Source organism: Flavobacterium sp. (assembly GCF_043756175.1).
GTDB lineage: Bacteria > Bacteroidota > Bacteroidia > Flavobacteriales > Flavobacteriaceae > Flavobacterium.
The window spans coordinates 1-26,872 of the sequence record NZ_JAYURN010000148.1 but is presented as its reverse complement, the minus strand read 5'-3'; the positions used below and the strand labels follow the sequence as shown (position 1 = coordinate 26,872).

Genomic DNA, 26,872 nt, shown 5'->3' with positions numbered 1-26,872 from the left:
ATTTCACGAGTTATTTTGAAAGTCGATTTTAAATCTGAATCTGTTTTTTCGACAATTTTATCCATTATCGATTTGTACAACGTATTCATTCCTGGATCGTTAAACTGTGAAGCTATCGTCCCGAAAACTGGCATATCATCTGGATTAACGTCCCAAAGATTATGATTGCGTTGGTATTGTTTTTTGACATCGCGAATGGCATCTAAAGCCCCACGTTTGTCAAATTTATTTAAAGCTACCAGATCGGCAAAATCTAACATATCGATTTTTTCCAACTGAGTTGCAGCTCCAAATTCTGGAGTCATTACGTATAATGAAACATCAGAATGGTCCATGATTTCGGTATCAGATTGTCCAATTCCAGAAGTCTCTAGGATTATAATATCATATTTTGCTGCTTTTAATACTTGAATCGCTTCGGCAACATATTTAGACAATGCCAAATTTGATTGACGAGTTGCCAACGATCTCATATACACTCTAGGATTGTTAATAGCATTCATACGAATTCTATCTCCTAACAATGCTCCTCCTGTTTTACGTTTTGATGGATCGACAGAAATTAATCCGATGGTTTTTTCTGGGAAATCGATTAAGAAACGACGAACTAATTCATCTACCAAAGATGATTTTCCCGAACCACCAGTTCCTGTAATTCCTAAAACTGGGATTTTTGAGGTTTCGTTTTGTTTGTGAATTTTATCAAAATAAGGCTTAGCTATTTCTGGGAAATTTTCGGCAGCAGAGATTAAACGAGCAATTGCAGTTGGATTTTTTTCTTCGATATGCGATAATTCTCCGTTTAGTTTGTCGCCAACAGGAAAATCGGAACGTTGTACTAAATCGTTTATCATACCTTGCAATCCCATGGCACGACCATCATCTGGCGCATAAATACGTGTGATTCCGTAGTCTTGTAAATCGGCAATTTCGCTTGGCAAAATAACACCGCCACCGCCACCAAATATCTTAATATGACCTGCTCCTTTTTCCTTAAGTAAATCGTACATGAACTTAAAATACTCATTATGTCCACCTTGATATGAGGTAATAGCAATCGCATTGGCATCTTCTTGTATTGCTGTATTTACTACTTCTTCGACGCTACGATCGTGACCAAGATGAATAACCTCTACTCCTGTAGACTGGATTATTCTTCTCATGATATTTATTGCTGCATCGTGACCGTCGAAAAGTGCTGCTGCAGTTACTATTCGTACTTTATTTATTGGAATATAAGGTATTTGTGCTTCCATTTTGAGGATTTGATATTTTTGAGTAGCAAATTTACATTATTTTTGTTGAATTTGTTTAAGTCAATGATAAAATTGAATTTAGTTGTTTTTAACACAAAAGGCACAAAAGAAATGGTTGAAATTTGAACCATTTAAGGAATATAATTCGTTTTAGTAACTACGTTAAAAAATTTTGATAGGATAAAATAATCTTCCTATTTAGCCCCGATAGTAGTGAAAATCCTTTTTATAATTTGTCATTCTGAGCTTGTCGAAGAACAAATAATAAAAAGATTGTAACGTATAGCGGGACAAAAGTTGAAAGAAATCGTAAAGTTTCTGCTTCTAAATAAAATATTGGCTCTATTTTTGTTTATGAATTTGAAAATACATTTACTTATGAAAAAAATATTTTTATTGGCTATTTTCATTCCGATGATTGGTAATGCGCAACTCAAAGACTTGATAAAAAAAGGACAAAGTAAAATATCTACTATTACTAAAACCAATTCTGGGATAGATATTGCTGCTGGTTTGAAGGAAGCGCTGAATAAAGGCGTTACAGATCAGGTCTCTAAACTAACTGCTCTAGATGGTTTTTACAAAAATGAAGCGGTAAAAATAATGATGCCAGCTGAATTGCAAAAAGTAGATAAAACTTTAAGAAAATTAGGCATGAGCAGTTTGGCTGATGATGGAATTAGAGCTTTGAATCGTGCAGCAGAAGATGCTGTAAAAGAATCTACTCCTATTTTTGTTTCGGCAATAAAAAATATAAATTTTAGTGATGCTAAAAATATTTTGATGGGTAAGGAAAATGCCGCAACTGCTTATCTGCAAAACGCTACTACTAAAGATTTATATACAAAATTTAGTCCTGTTGTAAAGCAATCTATTGGAAAAGTAGGTGCCGATGTGATTTGGTCTAATATAATTACAAAATACAATGCCATCCCTTTAGTTAATAAAGTAAATCCAGACATTACTGATTATGTTACAAACAAAGCTTTAGAAGGAGTTTTTAAGATGATTACTGTGGAAGAAAAAAACATAAGAACCAACCTAAACTCAAGAACTTCTAATTTACTACAGCAAGTTTTTGCTATGCAAGACAAAAAATAAAATCATCTAATTATGAAAAAAACAGTTTTATTAATAGCCTTATTACCATTTTTTGGCTGTGCTGAATTACAACAAGTTGCTAATCAACTGCCTGGAATTTTAGAGCAAGGAAATGTAGACATTGCTAGTGGTTTGAAAGAAGCACTAAACAACGGAATATCAAAACAAGTAACAAAATTGACTGCTACCGATGGTTTTTTTAAAAACGAAGCGGTAAAAATTTTGTTGCCTGAAGAATTGAAAAAAGTAGATTCAGGATTACGTAAAATTGGTTTAAGTAGCTTAGCTGACGAAGGATTAAAAGCTATAAATCGTACTGCCGAAGATGCCGTAAAAGAAGCGACTCCAATTTTTGTTGATGCTGTAACTGGAATGAGTTTTACCGATGCAAAAAATATTTTGATGGGAAACGAAAGTGCTGCAACAACTTATTTACAAGGTTCGACATCGACTGCATTATACGGAAAGTTTAATCCTGTAATTAAGAGTTCTTTTGCAAAAGTAGGTGCTGACAAAATTTGGGCAAACATAATTACGAAATATAATAGTATTCCGTTGGTTAAAAAAGTAAATCCTGATTTGACCGATTATGTTACAAACCAAGCGATGAATGGTGTTTTCAAAATGATTGCTGTCGAAGAAAAAGAGATTAGAACCAATATAAATGCTAGAACTTCTAATTTATTAAAGAATGTTTTTGCAATGCAAGATAAAAAATAATTCCTATTAGGTAAAATTCTGTTTTTTAACGCCTTAATGATAAAATAACATTGTTTTAACGTTAAATTATAAAAAGAATTCCGTTCTTTGTATAAGAATTCATAGAATTTTGTTTGGTTTGGTTAGTTTATAAGAAAATCAGCATTTAGGTGCTGATTTTTTTGTTTCAAACATCCTTAATAAAACCTTCGTATTCAAGATAAAACTGCTCTAACTTGTTCATTTTTTCGTTAAAAAAATCGAATATTTCGTCCCAATATTGTCTATTACTTACGCTAACTTCGAGTTTTTCGACCCAAATACGGCTGATGGTTTTTTCGCTTTCGAGCGTATATTTGTTTTCGAAAACCAAATCTTTGATGTATTCTTCTTCAAGAATAGTTTTTAATGATTCTAATTTTTCGAAATAAGATTTTCTCTTATCGGCATCACGCATTTCTATATCAATAAGAACTTGTGCTTTCTTATTATCTACAAAAAATTTAAAGGAAAAATCTTTAATTTTTGTATCGTATAAAATCCATTTTCTTGGATATTTCTCGGCAAATGAAATCCAGAATTCTCGTTTTAATCTTTGGGCTTCTTCTTTGGTATACATGATTTAAATATTGTAAGAATTTGGAACTTGAATTATTTAAGCTATCTTTATAATTGTGTTTTTTCTAAACCCGTAAATTAATTTCTTTTTAAAAATTTAAAAATGGAATTTTCAGATTTTTTAAAATATGTGCCAAAAATAGCAAAAGAATCGCTACCAGCGACTATTGCGCATGCAAAAATGATTCCGCCAGAAAGAATAGAATTATTAAACAACCAAGATTTTTCGCAAATTATTCCCAAGAAAGCAGCGGTTTTGATGCTTTTATATCCTAAAAACAGTATAACTCATTTGGCATTAATAGTTAGAAATTCTTATCCAGGAATTCATGCATCACAAATTGCATTTCCTGGTGGTAAAGTCGAAGATTTTGATTTATCACTTTCCGAAACTGCATTACGTGAGACACATGAAGAAATTGGGATTGCTGCAAAAAAAATAACTGTAATTAAAGCCTTTACTGAAGTTTATATTCCGCCGAGTAATTTTCTTGTTTCCCCGTTTTTAGGTTTTTCTGAAGAAGAACTTTCGTTTACTTTAAGCCCTGATGAAGTCGATGAAGTTATCGAATTGCCTTTATATCAGTTTCTTGACGAAAAGATAGTTATTACCGTAAATATGTCGACTTCCTATGCTTCAAACATACAAGTTCCCGCTTTTCAGATAAATGAGCATTTGGTTTGGGGAGCTACTGCTATGATGATGAGCGAGTTGAAAGAAATTCTAAAAAAAGTATCATAACTTAATAGTTTTCGTAAATTTGTAGTTCACTTTTTTTATAAAATTATGGGATTATTTAAGAGGAATCCTTTTGGACATATACTTTTTCTGAAAAAATGGTTAATCCGAATTTTTGCTGCCATTACTCACCGTCGTTATAGAGGTTTTAACGAATTGCAAATAGAAGGTTCGGAAATCATTAAGGCTTTGCCCGATACAAATGTTTTATTTATATCGAACCATCAGACTTATTTTGCTGATGTTGTAGCTATGTTTCATGTTTTTAATGCTAGTTTAAGTGGACGTCAGGATAATATTAAAAACTTAGGTTATATCTGGCAACCCAAATTAAATATTTATTATGTTGCAGCAAAAGAAACTATGCAATCTGGTATATTACCAAGAATATTAGCATACGCTGGTGCAATTTCCGTAGAAAGAACTTGGCGTGCAGGCGGTAAAGATGTAAACGATACCGAAAAAAAAGATGTAAATCCTAACGATACCGAAAATATAAAAATCGCTTTGGCAGATGGTTGGGTAATTACTTTCCCGCAAGGAACCACAAAATCATTTAAGCCTGTTCGCAAAGGAACTGCTCATATTATAAAACAACACAGACCTATTGTTGTGCCTATTGTTATTGACGGTTTTCGACGTTCTTTCGACAAAAAAGGATTGCGAATGAAAAAGAAAGGAATCCTACAAACATTTACCATCAAAGAGCCGTTAGCTATTGATTACGACAACGATACGATTGAAGAAATTGTCGAAAAAGTAGAATATGCTATCGAGCAACACACATCTTTCCTAAAAGTAATTCCGGTCGAAGAAATCGAAGAACAAGCAGAATTAGACAAATTGCGTCAGTGGCAATATTAGATTTTTAAAGATCAATTTTCTTTAATTCTTTATAGTTATTTTTTAGTTTTTTTAATAAAAATCCGTACAAAAGTTTGTATACAAACCAAAATGCTGCAGTAAGAATTCCTGTAATTACAATGATTAGTAAAAACGTTAGAATATAACTTCTTGTCGAAATTTCGGCTAATTTCCCTGTGTTTTCTAATGATGCTTTATCTACACTAATTTTCAAAACGTAAGAGAAAAACGGTATAAACCCAACAGCAAAAGCAATCAGATTAAATAATATATAATTCTGAACTGTTTTTCGTGCTTTTAGAATATTATTCATTAATTGCTTGGTATTGTCAGTAGTCGAAACTTTTTTGTACATCAAATAAAATCTGATAATAAAATAAACAACAACAACATATAATACACCTACAAAAGCTTCATAATAATTATAAATACCTATGCTTTTTAAGAATTCTGTATTTTCGATATCAAATTTCGTAAATGACAAAATAATCCCTAAAACCAACCCAAAACTGAGTTCTAAAATGCTAATTATAAAAATCCATTTTACAGTCGAAGAAGAATTTTTATGCAACATCGCATAAATTTCCTGTTCCGAAAACTTCGGGTAATTATCATTTTTATTCCAATCTTTTTTTAGTAAATCCAACTCTTTCATATATTCCTTTTCCTTACGGATTAATAATTTTTTTCAATTTTCCTTTAATTCGGTTCATTTTAACTCTAGCATTTACTTCGCTAATTCCTAATGTTTCCGATATTTCGGTATAATCTTTATCTTCAAGATACATAAAAACCAAAGCTTTCTCTATATCATTTAATTGTTGAACTGCTTTATACAACAATTTCAAATGTTCCTCTTCTTCGTAATTATACTCTTCTTGTAATACAAAATGCTTGCCAGTTTCAAACTCGATTGTATTTACTGTTTTGGTGATTTTTCTGTATAAAGTAATTGCAGTATTTAGAGCTACACGATATGCCCACGTAGAAAACTTAGAATCACCACGAAACTTAGGAAAAGCCTTCCATAACTGAATCGTAATTTCCTGAAACAAATCTTTATGTGCATCATCATCTTTAGTATATAACCGACAAATTTTGTGAATTATATTCTGATTTTCCTTTAGTTGTGTAACAAACGACTGCTCTAGTGCATTACTCATATTAGGTTAGTAGTATTAATAGTAAGTTTGTTACAAAAATATCAATCTCAATCTCAAAAAGCAATGGCAATATCAAAAATCAATATATATAATGTAATTGCTTTTCATTTATATTTAATTGAGATTGAATTTTGATATTGTAATTGTCATTGAATTTTAACTTTGTATCTTAGCACCTAAGAACCTTAGCGCCTTAAAATGAATATTCCACAATCAAATAATCCAAGAGTTGTCATTATCGGTGGCGGATTTGCAGGTATTGCCATCGCAAAAAAATTAAGAAACAAAAACGTTCAAGTTGTCTTATTAGACAAACACAATTACCATACTTTTCAGCCATTACTATATCAAGTTGCTACTGGCGGACTCGAAGCAGGTTCTATCGCCTACCCTATTCGCAAAGTCATTCAGGAATATAAAGATTTTTATTTCCGATTAACTTCTGTCAAAGAAATTGATACCCAACACAAAAAAATAATTTCCGAAATAGGCGAACTGCATTACGATTACCTAGTAATTGCAACAGGAAGTAAAACCAATTATTTTGGTAACAAAGAGATTGAACGCAACTCGATGGCAATGAAAACCATTCCGCAATCTCTCAATATTAGAAGTTTAATTCTCGAAAATTTCGAACAAGCAGTTCTAACAAAAGATGTGGCTGACAAAAACAGCTTAATAAATTTTGTATTAGTTGGTGCAGGACCAACAGGAGTTGAACTTGCAGGAGCATTAGCAGAAATGAAAAAAGCCATTCTTCAAAAAGATTACCCAGATTTAGATGTTTCAAAAATGGAAATCAATCTGGTACAAAGTGGCGACAGAATCCTAAATACGATGAGCGAAAAATCATCGAAAGCTGCCGAAGAATTTTTATTAAGTCTGGGTGTCAAAATCTGGAAAAATGTTCGAGTAACTAATTATGACGGACGCACGATTTCGACCAATTCTAATCTTACTTTCGAAACTGCTACTGTAATTTGGACTGCTGGTGTACAAGGAGCTGCAATTGCTGGGCTTGATGCTAAATCATTAGTAGAAAAAGTAGAACGCATTCGTGTAAACCAATACAACCAAGTTTTAGGTTACGATAATATATTTGCTATTGGCGATATCGCATCAATGGAAACTGATAAATATCCGCAAGGTCACCCAATGATGGCACAACCTGCTTTACAACAAGGTGATTTGTTGGGAGAAAACCTTATAAAACTTATTGATAAAAAGCCTTTAAAACCCTTTGAATATAACGACAAAGGCAGTATGGCAACTATTGGTCGTAACAAAGCAGTGGTCGATTTGCCAAAATATCATTTTAGTGGTGTTTTTGCTTGGTTTGTTTGGATGTTTGTGCATTTATTCTCTCTCATAGGCTTCAAGAATAGAGCTGTTGTTTTCCTAAATTGGGTTTACAATTACATACGTTTTGATCGTGAAGGAAGATTGATTATTAGACCTTACAAAAAGAAAAGTTTTGTGACTTTTACGAGTGACGAGGTTTAATTTTAAATTTTAATCAATAAATATGTTAAAAAAATAAATATAATTTAATATTTATCATATATTTGTATCGTAAAAAATGAATTTGATAACAAATAAATAATAAAAATGGAACCAAACTTACCAAAAGCAGTAGAGTTTAAAAAATTAGATTATATGGTAATTGCTCAAAAAGCTAAATTCTATTACGATGAAATTTTGCGCTTAGCTACAAACTTCACAAGTTTAGATGAAATGAAAAAAAAGTTCAAAATAAGTTTCGTTGAAAATTGTGAGCAAAACTCTGATTTTGAAGGAAACGATAAAATCAATTTTGACTTTTATGTTAATGAAAGAGTCGAAATCTACAATAGTATTTTTGATAAAGAATGCAAGGAAATGAGTTAATTTAATTCTTTCTTTTTAATATTTTTAAAATAACGCATCTTAATAAAACTTTACATTTCTCTCTTCTCATAATAATTCACCATCAAATCTACAAACTTACTATAACTTTCTAACCCGTCTTTTTGTTGGTTTAATTTTAAGAAATTGTCATAAAAAATCTTAAATCCAGTATCTATAAATGTCTGGTGGCTTTCCCAAAAATCTTGACTTTCTTGGTAGTTTTTCAGAACTCCAGGATTGATGGTTTTTACTAATTTTTCAAATATTTCAGGATTTCTAACTTCCCAATTAAACAAACAATAACGCAAAGCGTAACTGTAACCAGAATATTTAAAATACAAATCTTCTTCTTTTGCAGAAGCCAAAAAACTAATAAAATTACACTCACTTTCGCTGGCATAACCCATTTGGTGTGCCATTTCGTGACAAGCAGTACTTGGAAAATTATACATTGGAATCATATCATTTACTTGAGCTTCATTGGTAAACGGATTCAAATAACCACCAAAACCCATGTAAGTTAACGGATAACTAAACAACGATTTCTTCTGACTAGGAAAGCTATAAGTAAAAAATGAATATTCTTCAGACAACTTCTCGTAAGCAACAATCGATTTGTCAAAAATTTGATTTTGAGTATAAATAGTTGTTACTTTTTTTGAAGTATCATTAGTAATCTGAAATTGAATTTCGTTGGTTTTTACTATTAATTTTTGAGTAAAACCTAGCAATTGTTCATCTGAATATTCTCTTTTTATATTCATTTTTTCAAAAAGTGGTACTCGATAATAATTGAAAGCCCATAAAACATGAAAAACAAAATATGCAACCGAGATAAATCCTAAAACGGATAAAATTTTATTTTTCCAATTCTCTTTTCGGTTTTTGTAAAACCAACAAATCGTCCAAATAATTAAAATTCCGTACAAAATATCTCCAAACGAAAAAGGAATCCAGCCTAAACAAATTCTAGAGAACATTGAAATTATAGGATAAATTCCATTACTGTAATTTGTTTCCATAAATTCTGGAAAAAAAGCAAGCAATTTCAATCCAATAATTTGAATTAATAGAAGTATTGGAAGTATATATTTTCTGTTCACAAAAATGTTTTAAAAACGTAAATATAATCACAAATCAATTTACAAAGAAAATAAACTTTGTAACTTTACGCCTTTGAAACTTTGAAACTAACAAAATAATGAGCCAAGAAATAAGAAACCTTGAACCAAAAGATCTTTGGAACAAATTTGCAGACTTAAATGCAGTACCACGTCCTTCTAAAAAAGAAGACAGAGTAATCGAATTTATGAAAGAATTCGGAAACAGTTTAGGTCTAGAAACTTTTGAAGACGATATTCGTAACGTAATTATCCGCAAGCCAGCAACTGCAGGAATGGAAAACCGAAAAGCTTTGGTTTTGCAAGGACATTTAGATATGGTTCACCAAAAAAATGGTGATACTATTTTCGATTTCGACAAGCAAGGAATTGACATGTATGTAGATGGCGACTGGGTTCGTGCTCGCGGAACTACTCTTGGTGCAGATAATGGTCTTGGAGTTGCTATGATTATGGCAATTTTAGAAAGCAAAACTATCAAACATCCAGCGATTGAAGCTTTGTTTACTATTGATGAAGAAACTGGAATGACAGGTGCTTTAAACCTAAAAGGTGGTATTCTTCGTGGTGATATTCTTTTGAATATGGATACCGAAGAAGATGACGAAATCGGAATTGGTTGTGCTGGTGGAATTGATGTTACAGCAACAAGAAGTTATAACGAAGAAGAAATTCCTGAAGGTTCTGTAGGATATCTAATTACAGTAAAAGGTTTGAATGGTGGTCATTCGGGAATGGATATTCACAAAGGTTTGGGTAATGCAAACAAAATCATGAACCGTTTGTTATTTGACGGATTTGAAAATTTTGGTTTACAAGTTGCCGAAATAAACGGAGGAAGTTTGCGTAATGCAATTCCACGTGAAAGCAATGCTAAAGTGATTGTCGCAGCCATGTATGACGAAGCTTTTGTATTTGACATGCAAGAAATTATTGGCGATATTAAATCCGAATTTAAAACCATGGAACCTAACTTGACTATCGAAATTGTAAAAACCGATTTGCCAAGTAAAGTAATGGATTTGGGTGTTCAGGAAGGTTTAATTCGTTCAATTTATGCTGCTCATAATGGTGTTTATAGAATGAGTGCTGATATTCCAGGATTGGTAGAAACGTCTAATAATATTGCACGTGTGATTGTAAAAGACGGTGAAATAACGATTCAAAATTTAACCCGTTCTTCTGTTGAAAGTTCAAAATTTGATTTGGCTAATGCCTTGCGCTCCGCTTACGAATTATTTGGTTGCGAAGTGGAATGTTCTGGAAGTTATCCAGGTTGGACACCAAATGTAAATTCAGAAATTCTTGATTTATTAGTTAAAATTTACGAAAAACAAAACAACGAAAAACCAAATGTAGCGGCTTGCCATGCTGGTTTAGAATGTGGAATTCTAGGTGCAAATTATCCAGATATGGATATGATTTCTTTTGGACCAACTATTCATGGTGCACACTCTCCAGATGAAAGAGCTTCGATAAAATCTTCTCAGAAATTTTATAAATTTGTATTGGAAATTTTGGAGAATATTCCTGTGAAATAATAGATTATTTGATATTTAAGAAACTTCATTTAGAAATAAATGAAGTTTTTTTTGATTAAATTTTTATACTAAAAAGTAAACTCTAAAGTCGCATAAAAGGTCCTGTTATCCGACGGAATAATTCCTGGACCAGGATAGCCAGTTGCACGTCTCGTAAAATAACTATTGTTGGTAAAATTATTTATTCCAGATTCTATTTTAAAGTATTTGAATTTGTAAGAACAAGAAAAATCGGCAACATAATAAGTCGGAATTTGCCCGAAAATGCCATAAGTATTATCGTTTTTATCGGTAAAATTATTATATGCTTCTGTAAATTGCGAAGAAACATAAGCCATTTGAATGCTGGACATGAAATTTTTGTAACCAATTCCTGTTCCAACTTTTATGTTATACAAGGGTACAAATTCAACTTTTTTACCTTTAATATTGGGTATTTCTGATTTTAGATATTCAGATTCTGTAATGGCAATATTTGAAAAAATATTCCAAGTAAGGTTTTTCTTAGTGTCAAAAAAAGTTTTGCTTAGACTCCAGTCTAACATTGTTTCAAAACCATACGTTACCGCGGTTCCTATATTGCCTCGAAATCTAACAATTGCAGCAGAACCATTAGGGTTTATGGTTTCAAATTCTCCAATTTTATTGTCGTAATACAATCCGAAAATATTAGTATCGAATGTTATTTTATCGGTAATTTGTCCACGAATTCCAATATCTGACGTGTACCCTTTTTCGTCTGAAATATTGTTATCAATTACTTGACTTGGAGCGACTGTTCGAATATCGTTAAAAGTTACAGAACGATAATTTTGCGATACATTACCATAAAATTCTATTCGGTTTTGTGGTTTGTAACTCAATCCAACACCAAGTAATAATAGCTTTCTGTCTTTTGTAATATTTTCAGGTTTATTCTCGTCAAGAATTACATTTCCTGCTAAATCAAGGTTTATTTTTCTGTAAAAACCATTTGCCTGTGTTTTTATTTTTTCGAATCGGAATCCTGGAGTAATGGAGAATTTTGGAGTTATCTTGAAAATATTTTCCCCAAAAATAGCCACGTTTAAGTTTGGATATTTATAATTGGATTGATTTTGGTATAATGGAAATTCATTTGTTGACAAATTAAAATTAGCATCAGAACCAGAGCTTCCTGGTCCTTGAATTCCTGAATTATCAGATTGATAATATTTGGCACCAATCAAAAAAGCACTGGTGTTATTTTTGATTTTATAACGTTTTAAAAATCGAGCTTCAGCACCCCAATTTTTGAATTTTCCAATTATTAAATCTCTTTCTGTTCCTAAAATATCAGGATTTGAAACACGATTCGAACGATAACCAACTGCTTTTCTTGAAGAGTCTAATCCGAATAATTGCAATGAAAAATCTGTAGTAGGATTAAATTTATGTTTCAATCTCAAAGCAAATAAATTCCAGTCTACAGCAAACCAGTTTCTTGTTCGGTTGCTTTGTAGCGGATTTTCGTTGAACATGACATCGGTCAAACCGCCAGCTTGTTGGGCTAAATAACTAAAATGGGTGTAATCAAAATGCAATGAGGTTTTGTATGTAAATTGATAATTTAAGTTGGCAAAATAATTTTTACTTTCAAAGTTAGAATTGGGTCTAAAACCATCACCTTGCTTGTAATTGTAAAAAGTATAATAACTAAATTTGCCGTTAGTTCCTGATAACGATGTGAAATTTGTAAATAAACCATAGGAACCGACGGTGTTTCTAGTGGTAATTTCGAATGATTTTGTAGTTGGTTTTTTGATTTTGAAATTGACCAATCCGCCAAACTGTGTTCCGTATTGTAATGATGCAGCGCCACGAACAACTTGAATTTCTGCTAAACCTTCGGTTGGTGTTGCATAATAACTTTCGGGATAACCCAAAACATCAGCAGAAATATCATAATCGTTTTGGCGCGTATTAAAATTTGAAGTTCGGTTTGGATCTAGCCCGCGACCACCAATGCTGAGTTGCAATCCGCCATCGGAACTTTCGTTGATAGTTAAACCTACAACTTGTGCAAAAATTTGTCTAGCATTATTCGTTGCTTTATTTACGGTGAGTTTTTCAATCGAAATGACTTCCGTTTTTTTGCCCGCATAAATCGCAGTTTCTTCAATATCTCGCAATTTATTGAGAGCAAAAATTTTCTCTTTTTGATTTTTTACAACAACTTCCGAAAGGTTATTTATTTTTTCTAAAACAATTATTTTGTTGGTTTCTAATGTTGAAATTTCAGTGTCAATTAACATATAATTTTCTTTGTAAAAGGTAAAATCATAATTTCCTGATTTTTCAACTTCAACAGTAAACATTCCATTTTTATCTGAAAAGGATTTTGTCGCTGTAGTTTTATTATAAATTTCTACAAATGATAACTTTGCTCCAGATGACGAAGTGACTGTTCCCGAAATTGTATTTTGAGAAAAACAGTTGAAGCTGAAAAGTATAAATACTATAAATTTAAAATCCGATAATTTCATCGTTAAAAGGTAAAATCCAATTTTTGGGTTGGAAAGATTCATATTCGTTGGCAAGATTTATTTTTGGGTCTATGTATTTTTGGCTCAATCGACCGTTTAGTGCGACATAACTTTCTACATAAACTTCGGGATTTTGAATGCCTTGTTTTTTATAATAATCGCAAAGATAGTGCGCATATTCTAAAATAAAATCAGGTTGAAACGACATTTGTTTTTCTTGAAAAGTCGTTAGAAAGTGACTGTTATTGATTCTTATTTCTTTTTTGTTAATTTTATCTTTTACAATAAATTGTGTGTAACCGGCTTTTTCCATAATCATAACGCGCCAAGAAAAACGAAAGCCTTCTTCGGTCCAAAAAAGTTCATCTTTGTATAAGAAATAGCGAAAAGGAAATAATAATTGAAACGCAATAAATAAACTGATAAAAGTTATTTTTAATTTGTTTTTAAAAGTATAATCTTGGATTTTTGTTTTTTCGTTTTCGAATAAATTCGCATTAATTGAAAATAATTTTGAAAAATAGGCTAAACATTTTTTATGGAAATTAGCATCAAAAAATATCAAAGTACTAATAATCATGATATAAGGAAAAACGCCGATAGGAAATAAAATTCGTGTCAAAACGTGAAAAATAATAACCATTATGAAGGCGAAAATTCGTGTACGTTTGTACAATAACAAAAACACAATACTCAAATCGTAAATCATTCCTGTCCAAGAAAAAGCATAATGTACCCAATTTTCATTCAATAAAGAACCAATAATAGGTAAATTGGAGTTGTTGGGCAGCCAAATTTTGAGTGGCATTGCACTGAACAACCAATCGGAATTGAGTTTTGCTAAACCTGCGTAAAAATATACGATTCCTAATAAAAGTTTAAGAATATCAATAGTCCATTTTGGGATTCTTTGAAATGAAATTTTAGAATTTCTAAAAGCATCAATAGAAAATGAAGCGTTTGCTGGTAGAAAAATTAATACAAAACTTATTATGGAAACAAAATAATAATGATTGAGATATGTCGTTTTATCAATCAATTCGATATAAGTGAAACTTAGGAAAAAAGTAATAATTGCCATTCTGTATTTGTAGCCAATTGCTACAAATAAAGCTGCAATTCCTGCGATTATAAATATTAAATAAATATAATTTCCTATTGGTTTTACCCAACCAAAACCGTAATACGTAAAATGAAATTGAGGTTTGATATAAAATTCTTCAATCCAGTTGTAACTAGCAAAACGAATTAGACTAAAAAACATCATAAAACCAAACGCTAGCCTAAAAAATGCTAGCGTTGTAGTTTCTGAATAAGAATTCAAATATGTTTTTAGACTAAAATTCATTTATTAATCGCCATCACCATCTACATAATCAATAGAAATGTTTAAGGCTTGCATCATATCTAATTTGGTATAAATTACATTTTGTTGCAATGCATCGTAAGCAGCAAGCATTTTAGAATTATCTGTATTTACTTGTGTTGAAAAACTATTATTTAATGCATTATTATTGGTATAAATAGGAGTGAATTGATTGTTAATAATATCACTTAATCTCTGATTATTACGAACTGAATTTAAAAAATCTAAATACGATTTTAACCCTTCTCCTGTAGTTGCAGAACCAAAATGTTTACCATTAAAAAAATCTTGACTCGCTTTTACAGCTTCGTTTAATAGTATTTTTGAAATATCATTTTTATAAAATCCTTCTACTTTTTCAGGAAATTTAACGCCGCTAGAAAAAACACCAGCAGGAATTCCTAATTTGCCAGTTCGAATGTCTTTCTCCAAATTTTTTACAAAATTATTGGTTGTTTTGTTTACCGAACTAGTTACAGAAGTTCCGTTGTTAGCAATGTAGCTAGCTTTAAAACTTGAATTCCAATCGGTTACTATAGCATCTGCATTGGTTTTTAATCTATTGGCAACAGCTAGTAAATATTGTTTGTAGTTTGTTGCATTTATATTCGTATCATAAAATCCAACTATCGAAGCATCATTTGTTCCTAAACCATGTAACAAATAATCTAAAGCAGGAAAACCTTGTTTGTCAAATTGAGATAGTAATGTTAAATTATAACTTCCAGAACTGATATTAGTTTCAATTCCTGCTACATTTGTTGGATAAGTATTTGATGATTCTTTAATATAAACTTCTTCTGCTTTTCCAAAATTGTACATTGAAATATATTGATACGCTTTGTAAGATTCTAACCATGAAGCTCTAACAGTTTGTAAATTTGTAACCGATGGTGTTGCATTGAAACTGTTTATATCCGTAACTAATACTTGTACTTTTGCTTGATAATTTACATAACTCGGAACAATAATATTGTTAGCCCAATTGGTTAAAAGTGCCGTTCTATCGTAATTATTTAATGGAATTGCAGGATTGTCTTCGTTTTCAGAACATGCATAACCTAGAATTAGCAAAACAAAAAGTAGAATTATTTTTTTCATTTGGAAATTTTTTTTACAAAAGTACAAAAGGTTTTTTGTTTATCTATATTTATTCTAAATAAATGTAATTAAACAAATGTTATTTTTTTTAATTTACAACCGCAGCTTGTGCTACAGTAAAACCAAATTTATTTGCAATTTGGATTGAAATAGCATCTAATTTTGCGCCAAGAGTATCAATAGCCCAAAGTCCATTTGTACCACTTGTCATAGAAGCTAGCATAGTATCAACTTCAGATTTTGTGAAATACGGATTATTGGTTCCAGGTTTGTTAGTGTAACGTAACGACATTATAAAACCATAACCTTCCGACAAATCGTGAAAAGCGGCTGCGCCAGAATCAGTAACTAATTTTCCTTTTCCAACTTGCATATAAAATACAGAACGAACAGCAACAACTACAGCTAATTTTTGTTTAATAATATCTATTTGAGCATCTCTAGTAACATAATCATTTGCTACAATGGCTGCACGACCTTTTCTGAAAGCTAATGAAATGTCTTCTTTTACAGTGTTAAAATCAACATCAGCGTTTACCTTAGTAATATATTCAGATAAGAATTTATCGCCAGTTGCTCCAAAAACATAACCATAGGCTTCGTCCCAAGTGTGTTCCATTTTCGTGTAGTTTGTAGTTCCGTCAAGAACTTTATTGGTATTGTTTTCTCTGTTTGTACTTTCATCAAGTTTGTTAAAACTCAAGTAGTTATTTACCACTTGATCTAAAATTGTAGCGCCAATAGTTCCTTTTAAGAAAACTTGAATTGGTTCTAAACCATTTCCTGAGAAATATATTGTAGATGAACCAGTGCCATATTTTCCAGCTATTCCATTAGCTGCTAATGCTCCTTGACTTGCAGTATTTGTATCTACAAAAGTAGATTCAAAAAATGTTCTAACATTACTTTGTTCAGTTACAGAACCACCACCTAAAAACAAATTAAAATAATCCTTAGAAGCTGCAGTTTTGTCTTTTATCTGTTTTCCAGATGTATTTAAAACTGCATTTGTAAATTGATTGTTAGTGTTTGAATACATCGATTGTAACTTGGTATTATCAACTACAAGACTTGTGGTAGCTTGAGTTTTTACATAACTACTCATTTCGTCAAGCATCAATATTCTGGTAGATTGTCCAGAAAAATCTACTGATGTTGTAGCGTTTCTATCAAATGTATACGTTGTTGGAACAGTATAATTAAATGTTGGCGGAGTTACAATAGGTGTAACTATATTATCGTCATTAGAACAAGACGAAACTAATAAAATTGTTAATGATGCTAATACTAGACTTTTGAAATTCATAGTTGTTTTATTTAGATTGAATAAAAATAATTTTTGCAAATATAAAACAAGTTTTTGATAATTTGTATTTTATTTAGAATAAATACAAATAATTTTAAAATTTAACCTTTGTTCTTTTTTATTTTGTTGTAAAACGTTATTTAGGTTCAATTAACTGCTTTTTTTGTTCATTTATATTCAATAATTTATAATTATTTAAAATTGTTCTAAATAGTTTTTGCGTTTTAAAATTAACATTATATATTTGAATTAAATTTAATCATTCTAAATAAAAACAAGATGAAGAGTCTATTCTTTAAAACAATAGTATTTATAGTTACCACAACAATAGTTATTTCGTGTAATAATGATGACACGACTGTAACACCAATTGATAACGCTGTAACTAAACGACAAGCTATAGAAAATTATGCAAATATTGCTGCTGCTAATTATCAAAAAGCGTATGACGACGCTGTAATTTTAGAAACCGCTATCACCACTTTTACAACAACACCAAACCAAGCAAATTTTGATAATGCAAAAGCAAAATGGAAACTAGCCAGAGAAAGTTATGGTACAACCGAAGCTTTTCGTTTCGCAAACGGCCCTATTGACAATGCTACAGGTCCAGAGGGCTTGCTAAATGCTTGGCCTCTTGATGAAAATTATGTGGATTATGTAAATGGTGCTCCAACGGCTGGAATAATTAATAATGTAGCTGGGTTTCCTACAATCAGCAAATCTGTTCTAGAAGGATTAAACGAACAAGGAGGCGAAAAAAATATAAGTGTTGGTTACCATGCCATAGAGTTCCTGCTTTGGGGGCAAGACTTAACGGCTCCATCTGTAAATAAAGCTGGACAAAGACCTTATACAGACTATCTTGTAACTGGAGGAACGGAAGCAAACCAAGGAAGAAGAACGGTATACCTTACCGCATGTGCCGATTTGTTAACTGATAATTTACAATATTTAGTAAATCAATGGAAAGTTGGTGGTGTTTATCGAGCTACCTTTTTAGCCTTGGCTGAGGATGTTGCTATCAAAAATATGTACTTAGGTATAACTACATTAATTTCAGCAGAATTGCCTGTTGAGCGTATGGAAGTTGCTCTTGGAAATGCAGATCAAGAAGACGAACATTCTTGTTTTAGTGACAATACCCACAGAGATATTGTATTGAATTTGCAAGGAGTCGTAAATGTTTACCAAGGAAAATATGGAACTATTGATGGCGCATCACTTGAAGATTTGGTAAATCAAGCAAATGTTCAAGATAATACAGATACTAATGCCTCAATAACATTATCATTAACTAAAGCAAATGCAATATTAAATCCTTTCGATTTGGCTATTTCTGGAGGAGCAACTAGTACCGAAGGTAGTAAAGTAAAAGTAGCCGCGCTACAATTTAAAAATTTAGGTGCTAATCTTTTGAACGGAGCTACTAAAATTGGGATTATTGTAAACTAATAGTTTCTAAAACAAATTAACCAAAGTGTTCTTTTTATTAAGAACACTTTTTCTATTTTTACATTATGAAATTTTTGTACAAACTTTTTCTAGTACTTTTTTCTTTGCAACTTATTAGTTGTGAAGACGATGATTATCAAAATATTCCTGTCGAACAACCGCTAGCTGCGGAAGAGCGTGAGGAATATTCAGGAGGCGAAGCAACGGTGTTCAACGCTACGCAAGAAGCCTTTGGTTTTTTTGCCTCAAAATTAACCCAAGAGGAGCAAACTGCTTTTGGGATAGGGAATTCTTTTTTTAGACAAAGTTGGGTTTCGGCACCCGCATCTACAACTGCTCGTGATGGTTTGGGACCTTTTTTTAATGCAAATGCCTGTGCAAGTTGTCATTTTAAGGACGGTCGTGGTCGTCCGCCAGCTTTCGATGGTGAGTTGGGTCGTGGTTTACTTTTAAGGTTTAGTTTGCCTGGAAGTCATGCTAATGGAAGTTCATTTTCTGACCCTATTTATGGAGGACAATTGCAAGACAATGCCATATTAGGACAAACTATAAAAGGAAAATACAATATTACCTATCAAATCCTTACCGAAACTCTGGCAGATGGAACTGTTATCGAGCTTCAAAAACCAATCTATCAAATAAATAATTTAGGTTACGGTGCTTTAGCAGGTGGTATTTTAGTTTCTCCAAGAATAGCCAATCAGATGATTGGTTTGGGTTTACTTGAAGCGGTATCGGAATCTACTATTCTTGGATTTATAGCTGCCAATAATAGCAATGGAATTTCTGGTAAAGCCAATTATGTTTATGACGTAGAAAGTAATTCTCAAAAGTTAGGTCGTTTTGGTTGGAAAGCCAATCAGCCCAGCATACGTCAGCAAGTCGCAGGTGCTTTTTTAGGCGATATGGGAATTACAACCAGTATTTTTCCAAACGAAAATGCTCCTCCAAGTGTCGATTTAAGTACGATTCCAAATGGTGGAAGTCCTGAAATATCGAATTCAAATTTAGATAAGATTGTATTGTATTCAAGTTCATTAGCTGTTCCAGCCAGACGAAATGTTTCAGATCAAAATGTATTAAAAGGGAAGAAAATATTTAATGACATTCAATGTGCTAGTTGTCATATTCCAAAAATGCAAACAGGAAATACCTATTCAATTGCAGCATTAAGAAACCAGATAATTAGACCTTATACCGATATGCTTTTGCATGATATGGGGAATGAATTATCGGACAATGCACCAGATTTTCTTGCAAATGGAAACGAATGGAGAACACAGCCACTTTGGGGAATTGGATTGATTAATACAGTAAACGGACACACTAATTTACTACACGATGGTAGAGCAAGAAATGTCACCGAAGCTATTTTATGGCACGGTGGCGAGGCACAAAATTCAAAATTAAAGTTTAAGCAATTATCAACTAAAGATAGAAATGATTTATTGAGTTTTATTAATTCTTTATAATTTTTTTTTCATTGGAAATAACTCTTTTGACGGTTTCCCGTTTTGATTTCCTGAGATTTCAGCAACCAAACTGTCTTTTGTTATTTGTTTGTAAGTAATTTTGTTAGGGAAATCGTGTTTTGGGTTTTCGAAGACCAATTCCTTTTCTGAAGATTTTGTAAGAAAAAAAGAAACCGGATTTTCATTAGTTTGATTTTTTACAGAAACAGTATAAAACAAGCTATCGTTTCTTTGTTCTAAAATGACATTTTCATGAAAAACGGTGTCTTTTGCTACAATAATAAAGCTTTCGCCAACAAAAGAACTATCGGTACTTTTTGTCCAAATTTCAGTAAAATCGCTTTCCTTTGTTGAATTTCCCCATTCTCCTATAAACCAATTAGCTTTTTCTAGTTGTGCATAAGATTTATTTATTTCTTTAGTTTCTTTTTTACAATCTATAAATACTAAAGCTAACACTAATATTAAAAATATTTTTTTCATAATTATTTGAATTTTATTAGAATGTAAAATTATAAAATAATATTGATTCTAGCCCAGATGGAAACGGCATCCTTTTTTCCCGCTTTTTTGCGGGAAAAAAGATAGAGTGTACAGCTGGAAATAGCTCCTAATAAAAAATCTAAAATTTAAAAATTACAATTTACAATCTTTTTTGTAATTTTGCACTCCAAATAAAGGAAAAGAAAATGTTAGATAGATTACAAATTATCAAACAAAAGTTTGACGAAATATCGGATTTGATTATTCAGCCAGACGTAATTGCCGACCAAAAGCGATATGTAGCACTTAATCAAGAATATAAAGGGCTAAAAGCTCTTGCTGAAAAACGTGACGAATATGTCCTTTTGATGGCAAATATAGACGAAGCAAACGAAATAATTGCCGACGGAAGCGATGCAGATATGACCGAAATGGCAAAAATGCAACTCGACGAAGCCAAGGACAGATTACCAGAACTTGAGGAAGAAATAAAATTTTTGTTGATCCCTAAAGATCCTGAAGATTCTAAAAATGTGATGGTCGAGGTTCGTGCAGGAACTGGTGGTGATGAAGCCTCTATTTTTGCAGGAGATTTGTTTCGTATGTACACAAAATATTGCGAGAACAGAGGTTGGAGAACTTCGGTTGTAGATATGAACGAAGGAACTTCAGGTGGATTTAAAGAGGTTATTTTTGAAGTTACTGGAGAAGATGTTTACGGAACCTTGAAGTTTGAAGCAGGTGTACATCGCGTACAACGTGTTCCACAAACAGAAACTCAAGGTCGTGTACACACATCAGCAGCTACAGTAATGGTATTGCCAGAAGCGGAAGAGTTTGATGTTCAAATTGATATGAATGATGTTCGTGTCGATTTTTTCTGTTCTTCTGGACCTGGTGGACAATCTGTAAATACTACAAAATCTGCCGTTCGTCTTACGCATATTCCGTCAGGATTGGTAGCGCAATGTCAGGATCAGAAATCACAACATAAAAATAAAGATAAGGCATTAGGTGTTTTACGTTCTCGTTTGTACGAACAAGAATTAGCAAAAAAACAAGCTGAAGATGCTACAAAACGTACTTCACAAGTAAGCTCTGGTGATCGATCTGCAAAAATTCGTACTTATAATTATTCTCAAGGACGTGTAACCGATCACAGAATTGGGTTAGACGTTTTTGATATGGATGGCGTTATGAACGGAAAAATTCAAAAATTTGTCGACGAACTTCAATTGGTTAACAATATGGAAAAATTGAAAGAATCTGATATTTTTTAAAGACAAATTACTAAAATTTCATTAGCCACTAATTCACAAATTAAATTTAAAAATTCATGAATTAGTGGCTAAATTATAATAACTTTAATTTTTTTTTAGAAAACACAAACTACCAAACTAACTTAATTATGAAGAAAAAAATCATCCTTCTATTTGCATTAACTTCGGTGTTAACTACAAAAGCTCAGTCTTATCTAGGCTATTATTACGATAATTATGCTGGAGTGCAAAGTGTCTTATACAATCCTGCATCTATTGCAGATTCTCGTTTTAAGACCGATATAAATTTAGCCTATTTTAGCGTAGGTGTAGGTAATGATTATTACGGATTTAGTATATCTGACATTATGAAAGGTGGAGATTATGATTTCGAATTACAATCTAAAAAATTCCCATCAAATAGCAATAATTTTATATTAAATGCTGATATTATGGGACCATCATTTATGTTTAACATTGCTCCTAAACATTCATTGGCTGTTATTACAAGAGCAAGATCTATTGTAAATGTTAGAAATATCGATGGTGACTTGTTTAATAAATTAAGTAATGATTTTGATGCTTCACAAGATTACACTATAAATTCACAAAATTTTTCTATGGTAGGAAACGCATGGGGAGAATTAGGTCTTTCTTATGCTGCTGTCATTTTAAATAAAAACCAACATTTTCTAAAAGGAGGTTTATCTTTAAAATACCTGCAAGGTATTGGAAATGCTTATATAAAAGCCAATAACGTATCAGTTGACTATGATAATAATTCAACCAACCCAACTCTTAATACTATTACAACAACAGGTAATTTAACTTATGGTGGAAGTCAAGAATTTGAAAATGATGATTATGAATTTAATCAAAACTCTAATGGTTTTGGAGCAGATTTAGGTTTTGTTTACGAATACAGACCAAATTACGCTAATTTTTCGGCTGATGATAAAGAGCTAAATAAATACAAAGTGAGATTTGGATTATCTTTAACCGATATTGGTTCAATCACGTACAAAGATGCAACGCAAAGAACTCACGATTTAAACGGGACTAGAACGGAAGCACAATACGAAAATTTAAGCAGTACCGATTATTTAAATACTTTTCCGACCACATACTCTGATGCAAAGAAAACAAGCTTACCAACAGCTATACACACAAATATAGATTGGAATTTTTATAAGAAATTCTATTTAAACTTAAACTCCGATATGAGTTTAACAAGCAAAACAGCATTAAACTCAAATTCAATAGAAAATTCAGTTTCACTTACACCGAGATATGAAGTAAAATGGTTTAGTTTTTATGTACCACTAAGCTATATGCAATACAGCGATTTTAGAGCTGGTTTTGGTTTCCGAGCTGGCCCTTTATTTGTAGGATCAGGATCTGCAATATCAAACTTAATTTCTGACGAATCGAAAGGGTTAGATGTTCATTTAGGTCTTAAAATCCCTATATATCAAGGGAAGAAAAAGGACAAAGACAACGACGGAATTCTAGACAAATTTGATGATTGTCCTGAAATTGCTGGTCCAATAGAAAACAAAGGATGTCCATGGAAAGATACAGACAATGATACTGTTTTAGACAAAGATGATAAATGCCCAACTATTGCTGGACCTGTTCAAAACAATGGTTGCCCATATGAAGATACAGACAAAGATGGCACTTTAGATAAAGATGATAAATGCCCTACAGTTGCTGGAGAAAAAGATAATTTTGGTTGTCCTTGGTTAGACACAGACAAAGATGGCTCTATAGATAAAGATGACAAATGTCCTACAGTTGCCGGAGAAAAAGATAATTCTGGTTGTCCTTGGTTAGATACTGACGAAGATAGTATCCTAGATAAAGATGACAAATGTCCTGCTGTAAAAGGAACCATAGCAAATAATGGTTGTCCCGAGATAAGTGAAGCAGTTATGAAAAAACTAAACGATTATGCTAAAACTATTTTGTTTAATTCGGCAAAATCTACTTTCCAACAGCAAACCTATCCAATTTTACAATCTATAACAGCGATTTTAAAAGAATATCCATCGTCTAACTTCTCATTAGAAGGACATACGGATAGCGATGGTGCTACATTGGCAAATCAAACTTTATCAGAAAACAGAGCAGCAGCCGTTAAAACCTATTTGATTGAAAATGGTATCGACTCTAGCAGATTAGTTTCGGTTGGTTTCGGAGAATCTAAACCAATTGCTTCAAATAAAACTAAAGTTGGTAAAACTTTAAACAGAAGAGTCGAAGTTAAATTGACTAAATAATAAAAAACAAAATTTTAAAAATCCTCCGAATACTTTTCGGGGGATTTTTTTTATAAATTTGCACCACAACACAACAAAATGACAACACAACAACTTATTTACCAAATCAGAATCAAAAAATCCTTTCTTTGTATAGGTTTAGATGTCAATTTAACTAAAATTCCACAACATTTACTCGAACTCGAAGATCCTATTTTCGAATTCAATAAAGCCATTATCGATGCTACTCATGATTTGTGCGTTTCCTATAAACCCAACACTGCATTTTACGAAGCTTACGGCATAAAAGGTTGGCAAGCCTTACAAAAAAGCATCAATTATATCAATGAAAAGCATCCCGAAATTTTCACCATTGCCGATGCAAAACGTGGTGATATCGGAAATACATCTACAATGTATGCCAAAGCTTTTTTTGAAGATTTAAACTTCGATTCTGTAACCGTTGCGCCATATATGGGAAAAGATTCAGTAGAACCATTTTTAGCTTTTAATGACAAACATACCATTATGTTGGCCTTAACATCTAACGAAGGTGCTTTCGATTTTCAGACATTAAATGCAAATGGTGATGAATTATACAAACAAGTTTTAAAGACTTCAAAAACTTGGAAAAACAGCCAAAACTTAATGTACGTTGTGGGTGCAACCAAAGCAGAATATTTTACCGAAATTAGAAAAATTGTACCCGATAGTTTCTTACTTGTTCCTGGAGTTGGAGCTCAAGGCGGAAATTTATCTGAAGTTTGCAAATACGGAATGAATGACAATATTGGATTGCTTATAAATTCTTCTCGCGGCATTATTTATGCTTCCAAAGGATTAGATTTTGCCGAAAAAGCGAGAGAAGAAGCTCTGAAAATACAAGCGGAAATGGAAGAAATAATTAGTTTAAAGTTTCAGGTTTAATGAAATATTTTACAGACCAACTCGGAAATATCCATACTTTCGAAAATTCTCCAAAAAGAATCATTTCATTAGTTCCTTCTCAAACCGAATTATTATATGATTTGGGTTTGGAAGAAAACCTTGTTGGAATCACAAAATTTTGTGTGCATCCGTATCATCTTAAATCGACAAAAAAAATTGTTGGTGGTACAAAAAAAGTGAATTATGATAAAATTAGAGCCTTAAATCCTGATATTGTTATTTGCAACAAAGAAGAAAACACGTTAGAAATAGTTGAAGAATTAAGAAAAATTTGCACTGTTTGGGTTACTAATATTATCACAATAGAAGATAATTTTCAGATGATTTCAGATTTCGGTCAACTGTTTAATTGTCGTACAGAATCACAAAAAATAAATGATAAGTTAGGTTTTGCTTTAATTCAATTTAAAAAATTCATAAAAGACAAACCCACACAAAAAGCAGCCTATTTTATTTGGAAAAACCCATATATGGTGGCTGGTTCAGATAATTTCATCAATGAATTATTAAAATTAAATAATTTTGAAAACATTTATGACAAAGAGGAACGTTACCCAGAAATAGAACTCAAAAAAATACGTTTAGACGGCGATCCAGATTTGGTTTTTCTTTCATCAGAACCATTTCCTTTTAAAGAAGAAGACGCTTTCGAGATTGGAAGATTTACACACCATGCCAAAACCGTATTTGTAGATGGCGAAATGTTTTCTTGGTACGGAAGCCGGTTATTAAAGGCTTTTGAGTACTTCAAAATTTTACACAGTAAGATTTAACGTAATTTTCTTGTCTATTATTTTTCATCTATTATCTTTACTTAAATTTATAGCAATTGATAAACTATACCATTTACGAAAATAAAGACAGTAATCAGTGGGTTACATTTGTGCATGGCGCTGGTGGAAGTTCGTCTATATGGTTTAAGCAAATTCGTGATTTTCAGAAGCATTATAATGTTTTATTATTAGACTTGCGTGGTCATGGAAGCTCTAATGAGCAAATAAAAAAAGCTTTTCACAAAAAATACACTTTCCAATCTATTGCCAACGATGTGCTAGAAGTTATCGATCATCTTAAAATTGAAACCTCTCATTTTGTAGGTATTTCTTTAGGTACAATTGTTATTAGACAATTGGCAGAAATGCATCCAGAACGTATAAAAAGTATGATTTTAGGCGGTGCCATTCTCAAAATGAACTTCCGTTCTCAAATATTGATGCGTTTGGGCAATATGTTCAAATATGTACTTCCTTATTTGGTATTATACAAGTTTTTTGCTTTTGTTATTATGCCAAACAAAAACCACAAACAATCTCGTTTGTTGTTTATAAATGAAGCTAAAAAATTATACCAAAAAGAATTTATTCGTTGGTTTAAACTAACTGCCGAAATAAACCCAGTCCTTAAATGGTTCCGCCAAGTTGAAGTAAACATTCCTACGCTTTATGTAATGGGAGAAGAAGATTATATGTTCTTGCCTTCGGTTCGTAAAGTAGTCGAAAAACACTATAAATCATCAAAATTATTTGTTATTGAGCAATGCGGACATGTTGTAAATGTCGAGCAACCTTTAGTTTTTAATAATACTGTAATAAAATTTATAAACGATACAAAATAAAAAAACTCCTTAATTTAGACTGCCCCCAAAAAGTTAGACACTATTTGGGGGTATTTTTATGGAAAGAAAAGTCAAATATGATTATACATTTAAACTCGAATGTGTAAAATTAG

The 26,872-nt window shown here is 31.9% G+C and carries 24 protein-coding genes; 14 read left to right on the top strand and 10 right to left on the bottom strand.

Going from position 1 to position 26,872, the window contains the following annotated elements:
- On the bottom strand, window positions 1-1,256 hold a 1,256-nt coding region (locus tag ACH2BP_RS11835), incomplete at its 3' end, for a cobalamin-dependent protein (RefSeq protein ID WP_395060163.1).
- Window positions 1,257-1,634: 378 nt separating this feature from the next.
- Here ACH2BP_RS11835 and ACH2BP_RS11830 point away from each other — a divergent pair.
- Both ACH2BP_RS11830 and ACH2BP_RS11825 read left to right on the top strand, forming a co-directional pair.
- On the top strand, window positions 1,635-2,357 hold the full coding sequence (locus tag ACH2BP_RS11830; RefSeq protein ID WP_395060161.1) for a DUF4197 domain-containing protein: 723 nt from the start codon (window positions 1,635-1,637) through the stop codon (window positions 2,355-2,357).
- A gap of 12 nt (window positions 2,358-2,369) precedes the next feature.
- Entirely contained in the window at window positions 2,370-3,077 is a 708-nt protein-coding gene (locus ACH2BP_RS11825) for a DUF4197 domain-containing protein (RefSeq protein ID WP_395060159.1), read from the top strand.
- Between the two features lie 166 nt (window positions 3,078-3,243).
- On the opposite strand, the gene ACH2BP_RS11820 is transcribed toward ACH2BP_RS11825, so the two are convergent.
- Complete coding sequence (locus ACH2BP_RS11820; protein WP_395060157.1) at window positions 3,244-3,675, bottom strand: DUF4268 domain-containing protein; 432 nt, start codon at window positions 3,673-3,675, stop codon at window positions 3,244-3,246.
- A gap of 102 nt (window positions 3,676-3,777) precedes the next feature.
- Here ACH2BP_RS11820 and ACH2BP_RS11815 point away from each other — a divergent pair, with 102 nt between their 5' ends.
- Together ACH2BP_RS11815 and ACH2BP_RS11810 are read left to right on the top strand one after the other, a co-directional pair.
- Window positions 3,778-4,416: an NUDIX hydrolase gene (locus tag ACH2BP_RS11815; protein ID WP_395060155.1), complete on the top strand. Its 639-nt coding sequence runs from the start codon at window positions 3,778-3,780 to the stop codon at window positions 4,414-4,416.
- 45 nt (window positions 4,417-4,461) lie between these two features.
- The gene (locus tag ACH2BP_RS11810) at window positions 4,462-5,277 is read left to right on the top strand and encodes a lysophospholipid acyltransferase family protein (protein WP_395060153.1); all 816 of its coding nucleotides are present in this window, start codon (window positions 4,462-4,464) and stop codon (window positions 5,275-5,277) included.
- A 4-nt stretch (window positions 5,278-5,281) separates the two neighbouring features.
- On the opposite strand, the gene ACH2BP_RS11805 is transcribed toward ACH2BP_RS11810, so the two are convergent.
- Both ACH2BP_RS11805 and ACH2BP_RS11800 read right to left on the bottom strand, forming a co-directional pair.
- Window positions 5,282-5,932, bottom strand: a complete 651-nt coding sequence (locus tag ACH2BP_RS11805; protein ID WP_395060151.1) for a hypothetical protein — start codon at window positions 5,930-5,932, stop codon at window positions 5,282-5,284.
- Window positions 5,933-5,945: 13 nt separating this feature from the next.
- Window positions 5,946-6,440: an RNA polymerase sigma factor gene (locus ACH2BP_RS11800; protein ID WP_395060149.1), complete on the bottom strand. Its 495-nt coding sequence runs from the start codon at window positions 6,438-6,440 to the stop codon at window positions 5,946-5,948.
- Window positions 6,441-6,638: 198 nt separating this feature from the next.
- Here ACH2BP_RS11800 and ACH2BP_RS11795 point away from each other — a divergent pair, with 198 nt between their 5' ends.
- Entirely contained in the window at window positions 6,639-7,943 is a 1,305-nt protein-coding gene (locus tag ACH2BP_RS11795) for an NAD(P)/FAD-dependent oxidoreductase (protein ID WP_395060147.1), read from the top strand.
- Window positions 7,944-8,048: 105 nt separating this feature from the next.
- A complete protein-coding gene (locus tag ACH2BP_RS11790) occupies window positions 8,049-8,327 on the top strand; it encodes a hypothetical protein (RefSeq protein ID WP_395060145.1) in 279 nt (92 codons plus the stop codon).
- 50 nt (window positions 8,328-8,377) lie between these two features.
- Here ACH2BP_RS11790 and ACH2BP_RS11785 read toward each other — a convergent pair whose 3' ends face one another.
- The gene (locus ACH2BP_RS11785) at window positions 8,378-9,430 is read right to left on the bottom strand and encodes a DUF3810 domain-containing protein (protein ID WP_395060143.1); all 1,053 of its coding nucleotides are present in this window, start codon (window positions 9,428-9,430) and stop codon (window positions 8,378-8,380) included.
- Between the two features lie 98 nt (window positions 9,431-9,528).
- Here ACH2BP_RS11785 and ACH2BP_RS11780 point away from each other — a divergent pair, with 98 nt between their 5' ends.
- Window positions 9,529-10,989 carry an aminoacyl-histidine dipeptidase gene (locus tag ACH2BP_RS11780; RefSeq protein ID WP_395060141.1) on the top strand — a complete coding sequence of 487 codons (1,461 nt, stop codon included), beginning with the start codon at window positions 9,529-9,531 and terminating at the stop codon, window positions 10,987-10,989.
- A 68-nt stretch (window positions 10,990-11,057) separates the two neighbouring features.
- On the opposite strand, the gene ACH2BP_RS11775 is transcribed toward ACH2BP_RS11780, so the two are convergent.
- From ACH2BP_RS11775 to ACH2BP_RS11760, 4 genes are all read right to left on the bottom strand, one after another.
- A complete protein-coding gene (locus ACH2BP_RS11775; protein ID WP_395060139.1) occupies window positions 11,058-13,493 on the bottom strand; it encodes a TonB-dependent receptor domain-containing protein in 2,436 nt (811 codons plus the stop codon).
- Window positions 13,474-14,841 (bottom strand): HTTM domain-containing protein, encoded by a 1,368-nt coding sequence (locus ACH2BP_RS11770; RefSeq protein WP_395060137.1) that lies wholly within the window; start codon window positions 14,839-14,841, stop codon window positions 13,474-13,476. Before ACH2BP_RS11770 ends, ACH2BP_RS11775 begins: the two co-directional genes overlap by 20 nt.
- 3 nt (window positions 14,842-14,844) lie before the next feature.
- Window positions 14,845-15,960 carry an imelysin family protein gene (locus ACH2BP_RS11765; RefSeq protein ID WP_395060135.1) on the bottom strand — a complete coding sequence of 372 codons (1,116 nt, stop codon included), beginning with the start codon at window positions 15,958-15,960 and terminating at the stop codon, window positions 14,845-14,847.
- Window positions 15,961-16,048: 88 nt separating this feature from the next.
- On the bottom strand, window positions 16,049-17,266 hold the full coding sequence (locus tag ACH2BP_RS11760) for a DUF4856 domain-containing protein (protein ID WP_395060133.1): 1,218 nt from the start codon (window positions 17,264-17,266) through the stop codon (window positions 16,049-16,051).
- 279 nt (window positions 17,267-17,545) lie between these two features.
- Here ACH2BP_RS11760 and ACH2BP_RS11755 point away from each other — a divergent pair, with 279 nt between their 5' ends.
- On the top strand, window positions 17,546-18,721 hold the full coding sequence (locus ACH2BP_RS11755; protein ID WP_395060131.1) for an imelysin family protein: 1,176 nt from the start codon (window positions 17,546-17,548) through the stop codon (window positions 18,719-18,721).
- Between the two features lie 65 nt (window positions 18,722-18,786).
- Window positions 18,787-20,193, top strand: a complete 1,407-nt coding sequence (locus ACH2BP_RS11750) for a di-heme oxidoredictase family protein (protein WP_395060129.1) — start codon at window positions 18,787-18,789, stop codon at window positions 20,191-20,193.
- On the opposite strand, the gene ACH2BP_RS11745 is transcribed toward ACH2BP_RS11750, so the two are convergent.
- Entirely contained in the window at window positions 20,188-20,676 is a 489-nt protein-coding gene (locus tag ACH2BP_RS11745) for a DUF6265 family protein (RefSeq protein ID WP_395060127.1), read from the bottom strand. The two genes, ACH2BP_RS11750 and ACH2BP_RS11745, sit on opposite strands and share 6 nt — an antisense overlap.
- A 206-nt stretch (window positions 20,677-20,882) precedes the next feature.
- Between ACH2BP_RS11745 and prfA the strand changes: the two genes are divergently transcribed.
- The 5 genes from prfA to ACH2BP_RS11720 all read left to right on the top strand — a co-directional run bounded on the left by prfA (window position 20,883) and on the right by ACH2BP_RS11720 (window position 26,759).
- Complete coding sequence (gene prfA, locus ACH2BP_RS11740; protein WP_395060125.1) at window positions 20,883-21,956, top strand: peptide chain release factor 1; 1,074 nt, start codon at window positions 20,883-20,885, stop codon at window positions 21,954-21,956.
- A 128-nt stretch (window positions 21,957-22,084) separates the two neighbouring features.
- Window positions 22,085-24,217 carry a DUF5723 family protein gene (locus tag ACH2BP_RS11735; RefSeq protein WP_395060123.1) on the top strand — a complete coding sequence of 711 codons (2,133 nt, stop codon included), beginning with the start codon at window positions 22,085-22,087 and terminating at the stop codon, window positions 24,215-24,217.
- 78 nt (window positions 24,218-24,295) lie between these two features.
- Window positions 24,296-25,123: an orotidine-5'-phosphate decarboxylase gene (pyrF, locus tag ACH2BP_RS11730; protein ID WP_395060120.1), complete on the top strand. Its 828-nt coding sequence runs from the start codon at window positions 24,296-24,298 to the stop codon at window positions 25,121-25,123.
- Window positions 25,123-25,917: an ABC transporter substrate-binding protein gene (locus ACH2BP_RS11725; RefSeq protein ID WP_395060118.1), complete on the top strand. Its 795-nt coding sequence runs from the start codon at window positions 25,123-25,125 to the stop codon at window positions 25,915-25,917. Before pyrF ends, ACH2BP_RS11725 begins: the two co-directional genes overlap by 1 nt.
- Window positions 25,918-25,973: 56 nt before the next feature.
- Window positions 25,974-26,759, top strand: a complete 786-nt coding sequence (locus ACH2BP_RS11720) for an alpha/beta fold hydrolase (protein WP_395060116.1) — start codon at window positions 25,974-25,976, stop codon at window positions 26,757-26,759.
- Window positions 26,760-26,872: the final 113 nt, after the last annotated feature.

Excerpts from the sequence above, each read along its gene's own strand:
- ACH2BP_RS11735 (WP_395060123.1), top strand. The coding sequence starts at position 22,085 with ATGAAGAAAAAAATCATCCTTCTATTTGCATTAACTTCGGTGTTAACT.
- ACH2BP_RS11800 (WP_395060149.1), bottom strand. The coding sequence starts at position 6,440 with ATGAGTAATGCACTAGAGCAGTCGTTTGTTACACAACTAAAGGAAAAT.
- ACH2BP_RS11790 (WP_395060145.1), top strand. The coding sequence starts at position 8,049 with ATGGAACCAAACTTACCAAAAGCAGTAGAGTTTAAAAAATTAGATTAT.
- ACH2BP_RS11780 (WP_395060141.1), top strand. The coding sequence starts at position 9,529 with ATGAGCCAAGAAATAAGAAACCTTGAACCAAAAGATCTTTGGAACAAA.
- ACH2BP_RS11750 (WP_395060129.1), top strand. The coding sequence starts at position 18,787 with ATGAAATTTTTGTACAAACTTTTTCTAGTACTTTTTTCTTTGCAACTT.
- ACH2BP_RS11760 (WP_395060133.1), bottom strand. The coding sequence starts at position 17,266 with ATGAATTTCAAAAGTCTAGTATTAGCATCATTAACAATTTTATTAGTT.
- ACH2BP_RS11820 (WP_395060157.1), bottom strand. The coding sequence starts at position 3,675 with ATGTATACCAAAGAAGAAGCCCAAAGATTAAAACGAGAATTCTGGATT.
- prfA (WP_395060125.1), top strand. The coding sequence starts at position 20,883 with ATGTTAGATAGATTACAAATTATCAAACAAAAGTTTGACGAAATATCG.
- ACH2BP_RS11770 (WP_395060137.1), bottom strand. The coding sequence starts at position 14,841 with ATGAATTTTAGTCTAAAAACATATTTGAATTCTTATTCAGAAACTACA.
- ACH2BP_RS11765 (WP_395060135.1), bottom strand. The coding sequence starts at position 15,960 with ATGAAAAAAATAATTCTACTTTTTGTTTTGCTAATTCTAGGTTATGCA.
- ACH2BP_RS11825 (WP_395060159.1), top strand. The coding sequence starts at position 2,370 with ATGAAAAAAACAGTTTTATTAATAGCCTTATTACCATTTTTTGGCTGT.
- pyrF (WP_395060120.1), top strand. The coding sequence starts at position 24,296 with ATGACAACACAACAACTTATTTACCAAATCAGAATCAAAAAATCCTTT.
- ACH2BP_RS11775 (WP_395060139.1), bottom strand. The coding sequence starts at position 13,493 with ATGAAATTATCGGATTTTAAATTTATAGTATTTATACTTTTCAGCTTC.
- ACH2BP_RS11830 (WP_395060161.1), top strand. The coding sequence starts at position 1,635 with ATGAAAAAAATATTTTTATTGGCTATTTTCATTCCGATGATTGGTAAT.
- ACH2BP_RS11810 (WP_395060153.1), top strand. The coding sequence starts at position 4,462 with ATGGGATTATTTAAGAGGAATCCTTTTGGACATATACTTTTTCTGAAA.
- ACH2BP_RS11725 (WP_395060118.1), top strand. The coding sequence starts at position 25,123 with ATGAAATATTTTACAGACCAACTCGGAAATATCCATACTTTCGAAAAT.
- ACH2BP_RS11795 (WP_395060147.1), top strand. The coding sequence starts at position 6,639 with ATGAATATTCCACAATCAAATAATCCAAGAGTTGTCATTATCGGTGGC.
- ACH2BP_RS11755 (WP_395060131.1), top strand. The coding sequence starts at position 17,546 with ATGAAGAGTCTATTCTTTAAAACAATAGTATTTATAGTTACCACAACA.
- ACH2BP_RS11805 (WP_395060151.1), bottom strand. The coding sequence starts at position 5,932 with ATGAAAGAGTTGGATTTACTAAAAAAAGATTGGAATAAAAATGATAAT.
- ACH2BP_RS11815 (WP_395060155.1), top strand. The coding sequence starts at position 3,778 with ATGGAATTTTCAGATTTTTTAAAATATGTGCCAAAAATAGCAAAAGAA.
- ACH2BP_RS11745 (WP_395060127.1), bottom strand. The coding sequence starts at position 20,676 with ATGAAAAAAATATTTTTAATATTAGTGTTAGCTTTAGTATTTATAGAT.